The organism is Mesorhizobium sp. M0478, from assembly GCF_040321305.1.
In the GTDB taxonomy this organism is placed as follows: Bacteria; Pseudomonadota; Alphaproteobacteria; order Rhizobiales; family Rhizobiaceae; genus Mesorhizobium.
On sequence record NZ_JAMYRH010000005.1, the window covers coordinates 159394 to 174162 of the forward strand.

15 protein-coding genes are annotated in these 14769 nt (G+C 63.2%); 9 read left to right on the forward strand and 6 right to left on the reverse strand.

All coding sequences use genetic code 11. The features are described 5' to 3' along the window. Positions 1–111 precede the first annotated feature (111 nt). On the reverse strand, positions 112–387 hold the full coding sequence (locus tag NKI64_RS14375; protein ID WP_023727585.1) for a hypothetical protein: 276 nt from the start codon (positions 385–387) through the stop codon (positions 112–114). Continuing rightward, on the reverse strand, positions 374–985 hold the full coding sequence (locus NKI64_RS14380; RefSeq protein WP_023673582.1) for an LOG family protein: 612 nt from the start codon (positions 983–985) through the stop codon (positions 374–376). The genes NKI64_RS14375 and NKI64_RS14380 overlap by 14 nt, the downstream gene beginning before the upstream one ends. Before the next feature lie 125 nt (positions 986–1110). On the opposite strand from NKI64_RS14380, the gene NKI64_RS14385 reads away from it, so the two are divergent. The 4 genes from NKI64_RS14385 (at position 1111) to NKI64_RS14400 (ending at position 5908) form a co-directional block, all read left to right on the forward strand. Next, the gene (locus tag NKI64_RS14385) at positions 1111–2817 is read left to right on the forward strand and encodes a LysM peptidoglycan-binding domain-containing protein (RefSeq protein ID WP_352560204.1); all 1707 of its coding nucleotides are present in this window, start codon (positions 1111–1113) and stop codon (positions 2815–2817) included. A gap of 229 nt (positions 2818–3046) precedes the next feature. Next, positions 3047–3382, forward strand: coding sequence for an ArsR/SmtB family transcription factor (locus NKI64_RS14390; protein ID WP_023672695.1), 336 nt, complete (start codon positions 3047–3049; stop codon positions 3380–3382). A gap of 24 nt (positions 3383–3406) precedes the next feature. Then, positions 3407–5287 (forward strand): ABCB family ABC transporter ATP-binding protein/permease, encoded by a 1881-nt coding sequence (locus NKI64_RS14395; RefSeq protein ID WP_352668468.1) that lies wholly within the window; start codon positions 3407–3409, stop codon positions 5285–5287. Between the two features lie 285 nt (positions 5288–5572). Then, entirely contained in the window at positions 5573–5908 is a 336-nt protein-coding gene (locus tag NKI64_RS14400; protein ID WP_023685667.1) for an antibiotic biosynthesis monooxygenase, read from the forward strand. Here the strand turns inward: NKI64_RS14400 and NKI64_RS14405 are convergent. Further along, a complete protein-coding gene (locus NKI64_RS14405; RefSeq protein WP_352654405.1) occupies positions 5887–6777 on the reverse strand; it encodes an SMP-30/gluconolactonase/LRE family protein in 891 nt (296 codons plus the stop codon). The genes NKI64_RS14400 and NKI64_RS14405 overlap by 22 nt on opposite strands. Positions 6778–7000: 223 nt before the next feature. Here NKI64_RS14405 and NKI64_RS14410 point away from each other — a divergent pair, with 223 nt between their 5' ends. Further along, positions 7001–8260 (forward strand): DMP19 family protein, encoded by a 1260-nt coding sequence (locus NKI64_RS14410; RefSeq protein ID WP_023705372.1) that lies wholly within the window; start codon positions 7001–7003, stop codon positions 8258–8260. Between the two features lie 11 nt (positions 8261–8271). Here NKI64_RS14410 and NKI64_RS14415 read toward each other — a convergent pair whose 3' ends face one another. Next, complete coding sequence (locus NKI64_RS14415) at positions 8272–8949, reverse strand: lysozyme inhibitor LprI family protein (protein WP_033001048.1); 678 nt, start codon at positions 8947–8949, stop codon at positions 8272–8274. A 181-nt stretch (positions 8950–9130) separates the two neighbouring features. Between NKI64_RS14415 and NKI64_RS14420 the strand changes: the two genes are divergently transcribed. Together NKI64_RS14420 and pssA are read left to right on the forward strand one after the other, a co-directional pair. Further along, positions 9131–9913: a phosphatidylserine decarboxylase gene (locus NKI64_RS14420; protein ID WP_280940324.1), complete on the forward strand. Its 783-nt coding sequence runs from the start codon at positions 9131–9133 to the stop codon at positions 9911–9913. A 3-nt stretch (positions 9914–9916) separates the two neighbouring features. After that, positions 9917–10732, forward strand: coding sequence for a CDP-diacylglycerol--serine O-phosphatidyltransferase (gene pssA / locus NKI64_RS14425; protein WP_023672701.1), 816 nt, complete (start codon positions 9917–9919; stop codon positions 10730–10732). A gap of 160 nt (positions 10733–10892) precedes the next feature. Here pssA and NKI64_RS14430 read toward each other — a convergent pair whose 3' ends face one another. Next, entirely contained in the window at positions 10893–13115 is a 2223-nt protein-coding gene (locus NKI64_RS14430; protein WP_352668471.1) for an AMP-binding protein, read from the reverse strand. A 200-nt stretch (positions 13116–13315) separates the two neighbouring features. Here NKI64_RS14430 and NKI64_RS14435 point away from each other — a divergent pair, with 200 nt between their 5' ends. Next, on the forward strand, positions 13316–13804 hold the full coding sequence (locus NKI64_RS14435; RefSeq protein WP_023727360.1) for an Xre family toxin-antitoxin system antitoxin: 489 nt from the start codon (positions 13316–13318) through the stop codon (positions 13802–13804). Then, a complete protein-coding gene (locus NKI64_RS14440) occupies positions 13801–14307 on the forward strand; it encodes an RES family NAD+ phosphorylase (protein ID WP_023805675.1) in 507 nt (168 codons plus the stop codon). Before NKI64_RS14435 ends, NKI64_RS14440 begins: the two co-directional genes overlap by 4 nt. 3 nt (positions 14308–14310) lie before the next feature. Here NKI64_RS14440 and NKI64_RS14445 read toward each other — a convergent pair whose 3' ends face one another. Further along, entirely contained in the window at positions 14311–14721 is a 411-nt protein-coding gene (locus NKI64_RS14445; protein WP_023693979.1) for a tautomerase family protein, read from the reverse strand. Positions 14722–14769 lie beyond the last annotated feature (48 nt).

Here is a 14769-nt window from a genome sequence, read left to right on the forward strand (position 1 = left end):
TCTCGCTCTCCAAATTTCCGTTCCCGCCCAATGTTCTCCGATAACCAACTGCGAAGCGGGCTGCAAATGGAAATCGTCGCCAACGTGCTTACATTGCGCACAAGACGGAGCTCAAGAAAAGCTGGACAGATCGAAGTCAGCTGCCCCAACGCTACAGATCCTTGCCAAGCAGATGCAGTCGATCAGTGGCTTCGCATTGGACTTCTGCTTCTGGGCCAGGCTGGCCTTGTTGCTGTCGCCGATCCAGGTGTTGCCCAGTGTTTCGTAGCCGGCAGCCTTGAGCGCCAGCACGACGCGGCGCAGTTGGTGCGCCAGGCCGACGACACCAACCGGGCTCAATTCCTGGCCGCCTGCGCCAAGGCCGGCTTCGTCCTCACATCTTGTCAATTACAGACTGCACGCCTTCCGTCGGCGCATCGACCGACGACCCCGCCACCATGATGGCGGCGACGATGGCCTCGGGGTCTTCGACCACCAGCGGCTTGACCCGTTGCGCGGTGTGGATGAAGCCTTCGCTGGCCATATGGTCGAGCAGCGCCAGCATCGGATCCCAGAATCCTTGAACGTTGGCGAAGACGATCGGCTTGCGGTGATGGCCGAGCTGGCCCCAGGTCATGATCTCGACGATTTCCTCGACCGTGCCGATGCCGCCGGGCAGCGCCACAAAGGCGTCGGATTTCTCGAACATCTTGTGCTTGCGCTCGTGCATGTTGTCGGTGATCAGCAACTCGTCGAGCCGGTCAAGCGCGGTTTCGGTCGCCTCCTTGTTGATGAGGAAGCGCGGAATGATGCCCGTTACCTTGCCGCCGGCCTTGAGCGCGCCTTCGGCGACTGCGCCCATAATGCCTTTGGTGCCGCCGCCATAGACCAGCCGCAGGCCGGCTTTGGCGAGCGAGCGGCCAAGCAGGTGCCCGGCCTTGGCATAGATTTCATCGCGGCCCGGAGACGAGCCGCAATAGACGCAGACGGATCGAATCGTGTTCATTCGTGATTGGTGATTGGGTCTGAATGCGGGGTCAAGCCCCAAGGGCTGACAAGCCCGGGCTTTTTCTTGTCGGTGCCGGCAAAACACGCTAGACCGGCTTCAGGTGGCTAAGGGGTAGGGGAAATATGGCTGTTAATCCATTGAAGGCGTTTCTGTTCGCGGCCGGTGGGACCGTCGCGGTCGTCGGAACCGCCTATGTATCGGGCGCACTCGACCCGTATCTGAATCCCACGCCGCCTGCGGCGATTGCATCGCTGACGCCGCCGGCTGAAAAGCCGGCCGATCCGGGGACCGAGGGAAGGCTGCCGCCGGCGCCCGCCGCGCCCACCGATGCCAAGGCTCCCGCAGCACCCGCGCCTGCCGACGCAACGGCTCCCGCGACCGAAGCTGCGGCTCCGGCGGCACCTGCCGCGCCCGCTGCTGCCCCAACAACCCCAGCGCCGGCCGCGGCCGGCCCGGTTGCGCCGAGCTTCGACGTCGTGCGCGTCGAAAGCAACGGCTCGATCGTCGTTGCCGGCAATGCTGCGCCCAATTCGAAGATCGAGATCCTCAACGGCTCCTCGGTGCTTGGCTCGACTGTCGCCGGTCCGGACGGCGCCTTCGTCATCGTTCTCGACGATCCGCTGAAGCCCGGCGACTATACGATTGCGTTGCGCGCGACGGCCGACGATGTGGTTACCCCTTCCGTGCAGACCGCCGTCGTTTCGGTTCCCAAGGACGCCGCCGGCCAGGTGCTGGCGATGGTCGAGGAACCCGGCAAGCCGGCCGAGCTGCTTAGCGTCCCGGCGCCTGAGACCAAGCCCGCGGCACCGGCCGCCGGCGATCAGGCCGCTGCCCCAGCCGCTGAGGCGCCTGCTACGGCTGCGCCTGCCGTGGTCGCGGCAGCGCCTGCCGCTCCCGCTGAAACAGCACCTGCTGCTCCGGCTGTGGAAGCCGCAACTGCCCCTGCAGCGCCAGCAGTACCTGCAGCGCCGCCGGCGGCAGGCGTGGCTGCACCCAAGATCGTCGTCGAGGCGGTCGAGATCGACGGCAACAAGATCTTCGTCGCCGGTCTGGCTGACGCCGGCCGCAAGGTGCGCGCCTATGCCAACGATATCCTGCTTGGTGATGCGGTGACCTCGCCCGACGGTCATTTCCTGGTCGAGGCGACGCGCGACATCCCGGTCGGCAGCTACACCATCCATGTCGACGGTCTCGACGCCGACGGCGTGAAGGTCGTGGCCCGCGCCGCCGTGCCGTTCGAGCGCGAACCCGGCGAAGCGATCGCCGCCGTGGCGCCCGCGGAGGCCAAGCCCACCGAGACCAAGCCCGCCGAAGCAAAGCCTGCTGAGCCGGCCGCACCGGCTGCTGCCGAAGCACCGGCCGCTCCGAAGCCTGCGGCGCCAGCCACTATCGCGGCTGCCCCTGCGAAGCCCGCACCAGCTGCTGCCGCATCCGCACCAGCCGCACCGGCGGCTGAAGCGCCGGCTCCGGCTGACCCGGCGGTTGCCGGGGCACCTGCGGCACCGGCAGCGCCTGCCGCTGAGGTTCCAGCCGTCGTCGCGGCGGCAACGCCCGATGTGCCAGAGACGGTGGCGCCAAAGCTTGAACATGCCGACGGCGCGGTCATCATCCGCAGGCACGACACGCTGTGGCGGATCTCACGGCGCGTCTACGGTCACGGCGTGCGCTTCTCGACCATCTATCTCGCCAACCAGGACCAGATCAGCGATCCCGACCGCATCTGGCCGGGGCAGGTGTTCAAGGTTCCGGAAAAGTCAAAGGAAGGCGAAGCCGCCGACCTCAAGGCGATGGGCGAGCAGGTGACAACGGCGCCGGTGAAGACGCAGTAGCGGCCGAGCGCTTGATCTCCCCCCTTGAGGGGGAGATGGCCGGCAGGCCAGAGGGGGTCGCCGCGCATAAAACGCCGACCTTCTCTTTGCTGCAAACGACGTTGCGTCAGGACGTACCGACCCCCTCTGTCGCCTTCGGCGACATCTCCCCTCGAGGGGGGAGATTAGGTCGCTCTACCCATCGGGTTAGCTTGCCACGCACCCGTTCATCGTCTATCGCCGATGAACGATGGCAGACTCGCTCGCTGAACCAGACCACGCAAACTGCGCACCGCCCCAAAGCCGCGCCGTTGCCGCTCGCTTCGCCGCACTCTCGCACCCGGCGCGCATCGAGATCCTTAGACATCTGTCGGCCAGCCGCTCCTGCTGCTGCCGTGAGGTTGTCGACCATCTCGACCTCGCGCAGTCGACGGTCTCCCAGCATCTGAAAATCCTGGTCGAAGCAGGCTTGGTCCGCTTCGAGCCCGACCGCCAGCGCTCGCGCTATCAACTCGACCGCGCCGCGCTCGCCGACGTTTCCGCATCGCTGACCGCACTCGTCAATTCCTGCTGCTCCGGCCGCTGATTTCTCACCCAAAAGGCAAGACAAGTGGCAGAAAAAACCGTTTCCGATAGCTCGACCTTCAGCACCTTGCGCAATCTGTGGCCCTATATGTGGCCGGCCGACCGCGCCGATCTCAGGGCACGCGTCACTTGGGCAACGCTGCTTCTGGTCGTTGCCAAGCTGACACTGGTTGCCGGGCCGTACTTCTTCAAATGGGCGACCGATTCTCTGGCCGGTGACGCCAAATCGCCGCCGCCGCTGCCATCCTTCCTGCTGGCGCCGGTGATGCTGGTCGTCGCCTACAATGTCGTGCGGCTGGTGCAGCTTGGCTTCAACCAGCTGCGCGACGCGCTGTTTGCCCGCGTTGGCCAATATGCGGTGCGCCAGCTCGCGTTCCGCACCTTCGTTCACATGCACCAGCTGTCGCTGCGCTTTCACCTCGAGCGCCGCACCGGCGGCCTGTCGCGCATCATCGAGCGCGGCACCAAGGGCATCGAGACGATCGTGCGCTTCATCATGCTGAACACGGCGCCGACCATCCTCGAATTCGCGCTGACCACCGGTATCTTCGCCTACACTTATGGCTGGAAATATGTGGTCGTGGTGGCGGCCACGGTGTGGCTCTACGTCTGGTTCACGGTTCGCGCCAGCGACTGGCGGATCTCGATCCGCCGCGACATGAACGACAGCGACACCGACGCCAACACCAAGGCGATCGACTCCCTGCTCAACTACGAGACGGTCAAATACTTCAACAACGAGGGTATGGAGGCTGAGCGCTTCGACCGTTCGATGGCGCGCTATGAAATGGCGGCGACCAGGATATGGACCTCGCTCGGCTGGCTGAATTTCGGCCAGGGCATCATCTTCGGTCTCGGCACCGTCATCGTCATGTGCATGTCGGCGCTGGAGGTGCAGGCCGGCACGCAGACGGTCGGCGATTTCGTCTTCATCAACGCCATCCTGATGCAGCTTTCGGTGCCGCTCAATTTCATCGGCTTCATCTACCGCGAAATCCGCCAGGGGCTGACCGACATCGAGCAGATGTTCGACCTGCTCGATGTGCCGCAGGAAATCACCGACAAGCCGGATGCCAAGCCGCTCACTGTTACAGCCGGCAAGGTCGAGTTCCGCGACGTGCACTTCGCCTACGACCCCAGCCGCAAGATTCTGAAGGGCGTCTCCTTCGAAGTTCCGGCCGGCAAGACGGTGGCCATCGTGGGCCCGTCCGGCGCCGGCAAGTCGACGATTTCGCGGCTCTTGTTCCGCTTCTACGACGTCCAGGGCGGTCAGGTGCTGATCGACGGCCAGGATGTCCGTGATGTGACGCAGGCGAGCCTGCGCGGCGCCATCGGCATGGTGCCGCAGGACACCGTGCTGTTCAACGACACCATCGCCTACAACATCCGTTACGGCCGCATCGGCGCCAGCGAGGAAGACATGCAGAAAGCCGCCGAGCTTGCCCAGATCGGCCCGTTCATCGAACGACTGCCCGAAGGCTACCGCTCGATGGTCGGCGAGCGCGGGCTAAAACTGTCGGGCGGCGAAAAGCAGCGCGTGGCGATTGCCCGCACGATTTTGAAGGCGCCGCCGATCCTGATGCTCGACGAGGCGACCTCGGCGCTGGACAGCCACACCGAACAGGAGATCCAGGCCGCCCTCGACCTGGTCAGCAAGGGCCGCACCACCATCGTCATTGCCCATCGCCTATCGACGGTGATCACGGCCGACGAGATCATCGTACTCAAGGACGGCGAGATCGCCGAACGCGGCACCCATGCCGAGCTGATGCGCCAACACGGCCTCTACGCCTCGATGTGGGACCGCCAGCGCGAAGCGACGGAAGCCGAGGAGAGGCTGCGCATTGCTAGGGAGAGCGATGAGCTGGGTGTGGTTGTGCGCAGAAGGACTTCGGAGGTGAGCTAGGCGGCGGAGCGCCGATCTCCCCCCTTGAGGGGGAGATGTCGCCGAAGGCGACAGAGGGGGTCGCCGCGCGTGGAGCGCTAACCTTCATCGGTCGCAAGGGGGGCGCATCCAGTCGAACCGACCCCCTCTGGCCTGCCGGCCATCTCCCCCTCAAGGGGGGAGATATGCAGCGTCGTCGCCATCATCACCACCGAAAATTTCCCCTTGACCTCAACCTAAGTTGAGATCGCAAACCCGTTCCTGAGCCACCGAACCCAAGTCGTTCAAGAACGGAGACAGATTCAAATGGATAAACTTGCCGAGGCAGCCGTGTTCAGGGTCGACAAATTCGTCGTTCCTGCCGAGGCCCGTGAAGAAATCCTTCGCAAGGTCAGGGCAACGCATGAACTGCTGCGCCTGCAGCAAGGCTTCGTCCAGGATTTCGTGCTCGAGCAATTTTCGGGTCCGGGTGAGTTCAACCTGGTCACCATTGTCGAATGGGAAAACCAGGCGGCCGTCGACAATGTCGTGCCGATCGTCAAGGCGGCCCACGAGCGGGCGGGCTTCAACCCGCAGGAGACCATTGCCCGGCTGGGTGTGAAGGCCGATATCGCCAACTATCAGCGTCTGCCTGAGATGTAGGAGGGCCAGCCCGTGCCAGGTGCTGGCGCCTCGACGCTCAGCACCTGGCCGGTGCGGGCATCGCTGATCATGTTCTCGAAACCACGCCATTCGGCGGCGACGATGAACAGTGTCGTGCCATCCGGCCCGCCCAGCATGCAGGCAAAGCAGCCGCGATCGGCATCGACTGTCTGCAACACCTCGCCACCTTCGCGCACCCGCACGCAGCGCTTGTTGGGAACATCCGCGTACCAGGCAGCCCCTTCGGCATCGAGGCAGATGCCGTCGGGAAAGCCATCGAGATCGGCCCAGACCCGGCGGTTGGAAAGCCCGCCATCCTCCGCGATATCGAAGGCGGTCAGCCGGTTGGCATGCGACTCCGCCACGATCAGTGTCCTGTTGTCCGGCGTCACCGCCATGCCGTTGGCGAAAGCGATGTTCTCGGCCACTTGTCGAACCGAGCCGTCCGGCGTGATCAGCACGATGGTGCCGGGCCCGAAATGCTCGCCCGGTGCAGGCGCCGACCCGCCGCCATTGACATAGATGTTGCCGCGCCCGTCGACGACGATCTCGTTCCACGGGCTCTTTGACAGTTCTCTCAAATCGGCATGGGTGGCGAGCGTCCCGTCCGCCTCCTGCCGCAGCAACAGCCCTTCGCGCCCCGAAATGACCAGCAGCCGCCCGTCCGGCAGCCAGTCGATCGAATAGGGTAGTATCGCAGGCACCGTGAGCATCACCTCGGTCTTGCCGCCCACACCCACCGCGATGATCTCTCCGGTTCCCCAGTTGCAGAGCCACAGGCGTCCGTCGTGCCAGCGGGGAGACTCTCCGAAAGCGAGGCCTTCTGTAATGACCTTGGCGTTCAGGGCGACTGATTTCGACGATGGCATCTCTGACCCTGGTTTGTCGACTCGCCGCAATTCGGCATTGTCGCGAAGCGCTTTCCTGCCAAGGACGTGTGAATCTGTGGCGCCCCGACATGACCGACAATTTTGGCAAACCATCGTGCGGATGCCTCTGGATCAGAGTGCCTTTAATCCTTGAGGGCAGCTGATATTGTCGCGTCGGAAATAACCCGTTCGCGCAAGTTTTGCGACCAAGAGAGTATTTTCGATGTTCGGTTTCTTTTCCCGCAAATCCAAGAAAACGCCCGAGAAGTCGGCATCAGATTCTGGAAAGCAGTTGGAATTCGGCCTGCCGTTGCCGGTCGTCGTACTGCGTTCGAACGTCGAGGATCCTGATGAAGAGCCGTTTTTTCTCGTCTTCGCTGTCATGCAATTCGTCACAGCGATGGTTTCCAAAGGACTCTATCGTTATCCCGAAATCGACACCAAGGCGATGCAGGTCCTTCATGCCGACTCGTACTCTTCGGAGGTAAAGAACGGCGGCCATAGTCAATTCATCCACAATGCCGGGCAGGAAATCGGCGCCATGATTGCCAACGCACGAGCTGGACTCACTGCTTGTGGCGCAAAGGGCCAGCTTGCGACTTTGGAAAAGATGTCCAGCTGGATTGCAGACCATCCCAACGAAGCCGCCCAGCAGACGGGCTTCGAGGGCGGGCGGGATGATTTTCTCGATACACTTGATCATGCGTTCTACGTTGCGGATGAGGCCGCGCCCATGGAAAACCTTTTGGCGCGCTGGATCGCGTCATGGCCTGATCTGCAAGTTGTCGATAGTGACGATTACGACGACGTCATACACCGGCTGGTGATGGCCAATCCGAAGCGCGAAGGCAGGCTTCTTCATAAGTCCGTTGGCAACTTGGCAGGCCAGATGATCTTCAGCTGGCGCGATGTCGGGGCCGGCCTTGCCTGCGCCAAGATCGCGCCGCCCGAGATCAAAATCGCGTTCGGCATGGCAAGGATGCTGAACATAGAAGGAGAGAAACAGCTGGTTTTTCAACTTCAGACCAGCGCGAAGAAGACCCGACTATGCAGTGCGACGGAGACACACGTCACGGTCTACGAGTACATCGCTCCAGAAGAGTTGCTTGTCATACCGCCAGGCGAGAGCCCGCTAGCGGCTAACGCCCCGAAAGTTGGCGCCAAGCTTGGCATTGCTGAAGAGACCGAGATCACAGCGGTCATTGAGCTGGCGGAACAATACCATGCTCCCGCCGCCGTCGACCTCCTGCTCCGCAAGGCAGGCTTCGACCCGACGGATGCCATCGTTTCTGCGAATTCGGTGGTGCAGAAGGAGGAAGGAGCAATCGTGAATTGGGTGGTGCTGGCATCAGGCCAAGTCTTCCTTTTCCAATCGTTGCGGAACGGCGGTGTGCTCTTGCGCGGCAAGGATGATGAAAGCCTCGCTGAGGCCGCTATGGCCGAGCTCAATGCCCACTTTGATTGCTCCGCTGCGGCGGGTTAGCGACAGCAAGCCTACTTTTTCTCCGTCAGGAAGAACGTGCCATCGGCATGGCCGTTGGCACCGCATGACAGGGGCTCCGATTTGCCATCCTTGCCGGCGCCGCTCTGCTCGACGACAAGCGCATCGCCGTCGCGGCGAAAGGTGAAGACGAATCCAGTCGGTTTGTCGTTGTCGTCGGTGTCCTCAAGTCGAAGCGTATTGCGCTCCTCGACCGTGCCGTCGATCTCGCATGACCCACTTCCCGAGACTGGATTGGAAACGACATCTTCCGAGATTTCGACCTTGCCTCCGCCAACAGCCTTGATGTCGACGCTGCCGCGCACGCTGCTCCATGTGCCGATCAAACCTGCATCGGGGGGCTTGCGTATGCCGGACAGGAAGGTTGCGCGGTCGCGCAGGAATTCGCCGAGATCGAAAGTCTGTTGGTTCTTGGGCGAACTTTCGTTGAAGCCGGCGATCTGGTCGCGATACGCGATGAAATCGCTTTGGTCGTCCCGCAGCGCCTTGCCGGCATGAGCATCGAGCCTCTTCAGCAGCGCGGTATAATTCTTCGCGACGTCGGCATCGGCTTGCGCCAGGACCGGATCGGCGCAAATGGCCTTTTCCGCCACGCTGGCGGCCTTGGCGCAGTCGAAGGATGGCTTGCCTTGCGCAACTGCGTGGTCGCTCGCTGCCACAAGTACGGTCAAAACGGCACCCACGGCTGACGATCGTATGGCAACAAGATACGTTTTGCCTGAATTTGGCGCCATGGCAGTCGGCCTTTTCGCCGCGCGTTCAGCCGGCGTTGGCCCGAATTCTGGCGGCAAAGCAGCCGGCAGGCAAGCACGTGACCGTTCCTGCCGGCTGCGGACGATGCGGCCTTGCCCAATGTTGCGTTGCGGCCGCGGAGCCTTTCCGGTATTGAGGCCGGACCTGAAACAGGGACCGCCCCCAGCCCATGAGCTCCAGCCAATGAGCCTCGTCGACTCGATCAAGAATGCCTTCGTTCCGATCCATCGCGAGGGCTATCCGTTCATTGCCGCCTTTGGTGCGGGCACGCTGTTCCTCGGCTATTTCTCCTCGGTGCTGTTCTGGATCGGCCTGATCCTGACCGCCTGGTGCGTCTATTTCTTCCGTGACCCCGAGCGTGTCACCCCGGTCGATGACAGGCTGGTGGTCAGTCCCGCCGACGGCGTCATCTCGGCGGTCGGCCCGGCCGTGCCACCGCGCGAGCTCGGCCTCGGCAACACCGAAATGACCCGCATCTCGGTGTTCATGAATGTCTTCTCCTGCCATGTGAACCGTGCTCCCGTGCGCGGCCGCATCACCAAAATCGAGCATCGGCCGGGCAAGTTCCTGAATGCCGAACTCGACAAGGCAAGCTCGGAGAACGAGCGCAACGGGCTGGTCATCGACAGTCCCAACGGCATCGTTGTCGCCGTGCAGATCGCCGGCCTGGTGGCACGCCGCATCGTCTGCTGGGCCGAGACCGGCGGTTCGATCGCCATCGGCGAACGCTTCGGCTTGATCCGCTTCGGCTCGCGCGTCGATGTCTTCCTGCCTTCGACCGCGGTGCCGCGCGTCGCCGTCGGCCAGACGGCGGTCGGAGGTGAAACCGTGCTCGCCGAATTCGGCGGCGTCTCCGCAACCCCGCTCGTCAGGATTTCGTAAGCGGTGGGCGCGCCGTTCAAAAAGTTCGAGGCCCATGGCAGCGGCGGCCCGCGCATCCGCGAGATTCCGATGCGCATGGTGCTGCCCAATCTGGTCACCGTACTTGCCATCTGCGCCGGCCTGTCCGGCATCCGCTTCGGCTTCGAGGGCCGTTTCGAGCCGGCCGTGGTGATGGTGCTGCTCGCCGCCTTCCTGGACGGCATAGACGGGCGCCTGGCGCGCATGTTGAAGGCGACATCCAAATTCGGCGCGCAGATGGATTCGCTGGCCGACATCGTCAATTTCGGCGTCGCGCCGGCACTGGTGCTCTACGCCTTCCTGCTCGACCGCGCCGGCTCCTTCGGCTGGATCGCAGCCCTTCTGTTCACCATCGCCTGTGGCCTGCGGCTGGCGCGCTTCAACGTGCTCGACGAAGACCATGACCGGCCGATCTGGCAGAGCGAATACTTCGTCGGCGTGCCGGCGCCGGCCGGCGCCGTGCTGGTTATGCTGCCGCTCTATCTGTCCTTCCTGCGGCTCGGTCTCGAGCCGGACCGCCTGACGGCATTCGTCGCCACCGGCTTCACTGTGCTGGTCGCTTTCCTGCTGGTCAGCCGGCTGCCGGTCTATTCCGGCAAAAGCCTGAAAGTGCCGGGCGACAAGGTGCTGCCGATCATCCTGGCGGTCGTTCTATACGTCCTGCTGTTGATGACCTATCCCTGGTACACGCTGACCGCCTCTGTCGCAGGCTATCTCATCTTCCTGCCTTTCAGCGTGCGGGCGTATTCGAAGCGCGCCAAGCGCGAGGGCGAAAAAGTGCCGCCTTCGGATATTGGGTAGTTGTTATCTCCCCCCTTGAGGGGGAGATGTCGCCGAAGGCGACAGAGGGGGTCGGTACGCCCCGGACGCGACCTCGTTTGAGCGAAGAGGACGTCGGCGCTTCACGCGAGGCGACCCCCTCTGGCCTGCCGGCCATCTCCCCCTCAAGGAGGGAGATACGCTAAGCCGCCAGGCCCAGCCCCAGCTTCTCGATCGCCAGGTTCCGCGTCGAGACATAATCCGTCTTACCGGAACCCAGCACCGGGATCTCCCCGACCTTGACGATGTCGTTGGGCACCATCAGTTCGGCCGCACCTGCCTTCTTGCCGAAGGCGCGCAGTTCTTCCGGATCGGCGTCGTCGGCGGTGGTGACCAGCACGATGCGCTCGCCGCGCCTCTTGTCCGGCACCGCCACCGCGGCGTGGCGCTCTTCCGGCCACAGCGACTGCACCAGCATCTCGACGGCGCCCAACGACACCATCTCGCCAGCGATCTTGGCGAAGCGTTTTGCCCGGCCGCGAATGGTGATGAAGCCTTCGCGGTCGACCGAGACGATGTCGCCGGTGTCGTGCCAGCCGTCCAGCGGCTGCAATTCGCCGGGCCGGTCAGCGGTCATGTAGCCCATCATCAAATTCGGCCCGTCGAGCCACAGGCGGCCGGCACCCTCGATACCCTCGACCGGTTCGAGCTTCATGCGCATCGCCGGCAACAGCCGTCCGACCGTGCCGTCGCGACCATGGATGGCGGTGTTGACGGCGACGACGGGAGCGGCCTCCGTCAGCCCGAACCCCTCGATGATCGAGGCATCGAAGCGCTCGCGATAAACGCGCCGCGTCTCCGGCTTCACCGCTTCCGCGCCGGCGACGACGAAGCGCAGGCTGGAGAAATCGCCATCCTTGGCGGTGCGGGCATAGTTGGCAAGGAAAGTGTCGGTGCCGAACATGATGGTCGGCTTCACCTTGCGGGCGATCTCCGGGATGATCTTGTAGTGCAGCGGTGACGGGTAGAGGAACAGTTTCACCCCGGTCACCAGCGGCAGGATGGTACCGCCGGTCAGGCCGAAAGAGTGAAAAACCGGCAGCACGTTGAGCAGGATGTCGGACGGCGAAATGGTAATGCGCGCCTCGGCCTGCATGGCGTTGGCGTGGAGATTGCGGTGCGACAGCACCACGGCCTTGGGCGTGCCTTCCGAGCCTGAGGTGAACAGGATTGCGGCGGGCTTGGCCGCATCCTGCCGCTGCAGCGGGAACCGCCACAGCACCGCTGCTGCGAGCTTTTCCAGCGTCGTGACGCTTGCGCGCACATCCTCCAGCCACAGCATTTTGGCGCCGCCGGCCTCGATGGCGGCGATGATGTCGGCAAGCGCCGCCTTCTCGACGAACGCGCGCGAGGAAACCACCGTTCGGATGACTGCCGCGCGCACCGCGGCGGTTACGCTGGCCGGCCCTGCCGTGTAGTTGATCATCGCCGCTACCCGGCCGGCCGAGAGCAGGCCGACGAAGGACAGCACCACGCCATTGGCGTTGGGCAGCAAAACCCCGACCGCTTCGCCGGGCGCCGCCACCGCCTCGAAACGGCGGCCGAGCACGCGTGCGCCGATGAACATTTTTCGATAGCTGAGCGAGCCGCTGATCACATCCTCGATGATCGGATGCGAGGCGCCGGTGCGATCCGCGGCATCGCGCATGGCCAGGAACAGGCCGCGATCGAGGTTGCTGCCATAAAGCCGCGCCTCGGCGATGCGGTCGAACAACGCATTGGTGTTGGAAGCCTGGTCGGGGTTGCGCGCCACCAGTTCGGCAATCGTCATTGGCTCCAGCACGCTGATCGAGAGTTTTGGGAACCAGTGGCGCGGCGCCCGGTTCTTTGGCGTCAAGGAAACCGGCAGGTCGCGCGAGCCGGTGACGAAGATCGGCACGATGCGGGCGTCGGCCTGCATGGCGATGCGGGTGACGGCGCGGAACAGGCGAAACGTCTTCACATCGGGCTCGACGTCATCGGGCAGGTAGACGGTAAGCCGGCCTTTACCCTTCAGCACCCTGACCAGCCGCCGGCTGACGAAGAGATGCTCGGCGTTGAAGGCGATGGTGCGGCCAAGCTCGCGCCAAGGCTCCATCCAGGGCGAGCGCGCCGAGGCCTCGTCGAGAATGTGCAGCGTGTCGTCGGGCAGCAGCGACAGCATCAGCGCCGGCTCGAAGCGTGACTGGTGCGAGACCACATAGATCACCGGCGTCGGCGCGTTGCGGGCAATGCGGATGCGCCGGTCATCGATCCGGTAGGCGAGCTTGAACGGCACATAGAGTAGCGCCTGGGTAAAGCGCAGGTCGAGACGAAACGTCTCGATAGCGCCAATCAGCAGCCAGGCCAGCACGAGGCCTGCAAGCAGCGCCAGTGTCAGGATCATGCCGCGTCTCTCCCAACGGTCCGGTATGCGGCTCTTCGTCCGCTTCGAGAGCAGAGGGTAGCGCAATGGGGAGCAAGGTCAATGCGCGGGTGCGAGGGAGCGGTGTTCCACCTGACCTCACCACGCAATGACCCAAACGCAGGCCTTGAAATGTTGCGACACGTGTCGTAAATAAAAGCGACACGTGACGGAGAGGTAATATGGCCAGTTCCCCGCTGGGTTTTGCCGAGGCACCACATATGGAGCCGGAGTTCGAACGAATGGTCGACCTGTTTGGTGGACGGAAGGTTCTTGGATTCTCGGTAGCCAGTCCTCTTGAGGCACATGAAATGATCCTGCATGGAATTCCGGGCCAGGCGCTCGAAAGCCTCGTCCGGCATCTGATGGTCATTGATCCCGCCGATGCGTTTGAGACCGCATTCGGCATGAGCGAGCGGACATTTCAGCGGCACAAATCGGATCACTCCAAGACCCTCAGTCGGGAGCAAGGTTCCAGAACCTGGAACTTCGCCAAGCTCCTGACAAAGGCCACGTCCGTGCTCGGGACTCAGGAAGACGCGGAAAAATGGATGATCGAGTCTGCCATGGGTTTGGACAATCGCCGGCCGATCGATCTGCTGGCCACGGCGGCGGGCACTGCGCTTGTGCAGGAGTTTCTTGAGCGGCTCGACTATGGTGTCTACGCGTGACGCCTTTGCCGGGCTCCCTCGGAACAGGGCAGTTGTTGGGCTGGAGGCTTGATCACAGACGCTTCATGGCGAGCTGGGACAGTGGCGAAGGAGCCTTCAAGCTTGGGGGAAGGTGGAACAGCAAAGGGATCAGAGCCGTATATGCGTCCATCGACCCATCGACCGCCATCTTGGAGGTGGCGGTCCACAAGGGGTTTCGCACGCTGGATACTGTCCCTCACGTGCTGACGGCATTCGACATCGTCGATCCATCAGAGATTTATGTGGTCCAAACCGACGATATTCCGAACGCGAACTGGCTGCGTCCCGGCATCCCGGGCGCGGGACAGCAGCAGTTCGGCGATGGTCTGCTGGCAAAGCATCCGTTCTTTCTGATCCCCAGCGCGGTATCCCAGCACAGCTGGAACCTGGTGTTCGATCCCAACCGGGCGGCAGGCCTTTATAGCTTGCATCTCCGGGAGGACTTCGCGCTTGATACAAGGCTTCATCCTCCCGCTGGGTAGCAATCAGGCCGTGGCCTTCAGCCGCCCACTGATGAACCGGAACTCCTGCGACTTGCCGCCATAACCGTATGCCGCGGCCGGGACTTCATGCACGAAGGCATAGCTTTCCTCGTGCACACCACCCAGCAACTTACCGAAGGCCTCAAAGATCGCCTTCAGATAGGCTTCCAGCTCCAGCTTGGTGTTGGTGCCGTCGACCACCTTGATGTCGAGCCAGAAAGTATTGGCGCCGTGCTCGGCCAGCGACTTGCCGCCGGCGAACCAGTGCTGCGGGTCGATATAGGTGACAGCGACGGCAGTGATCGTCGGGTCCTTGCGCAGATGGGTTGCGGTCAGGCCGGTGATTTCCTTGGCGATTGTGGCGGACAGCTTGGCGTCGGGCTTGCCGGTGACGCTGATGTTGATGATGGGCATTTTTCTCTCCTTCGTTTGAGCGGCGTCTGTTTGCCGTTGGAGAGACAA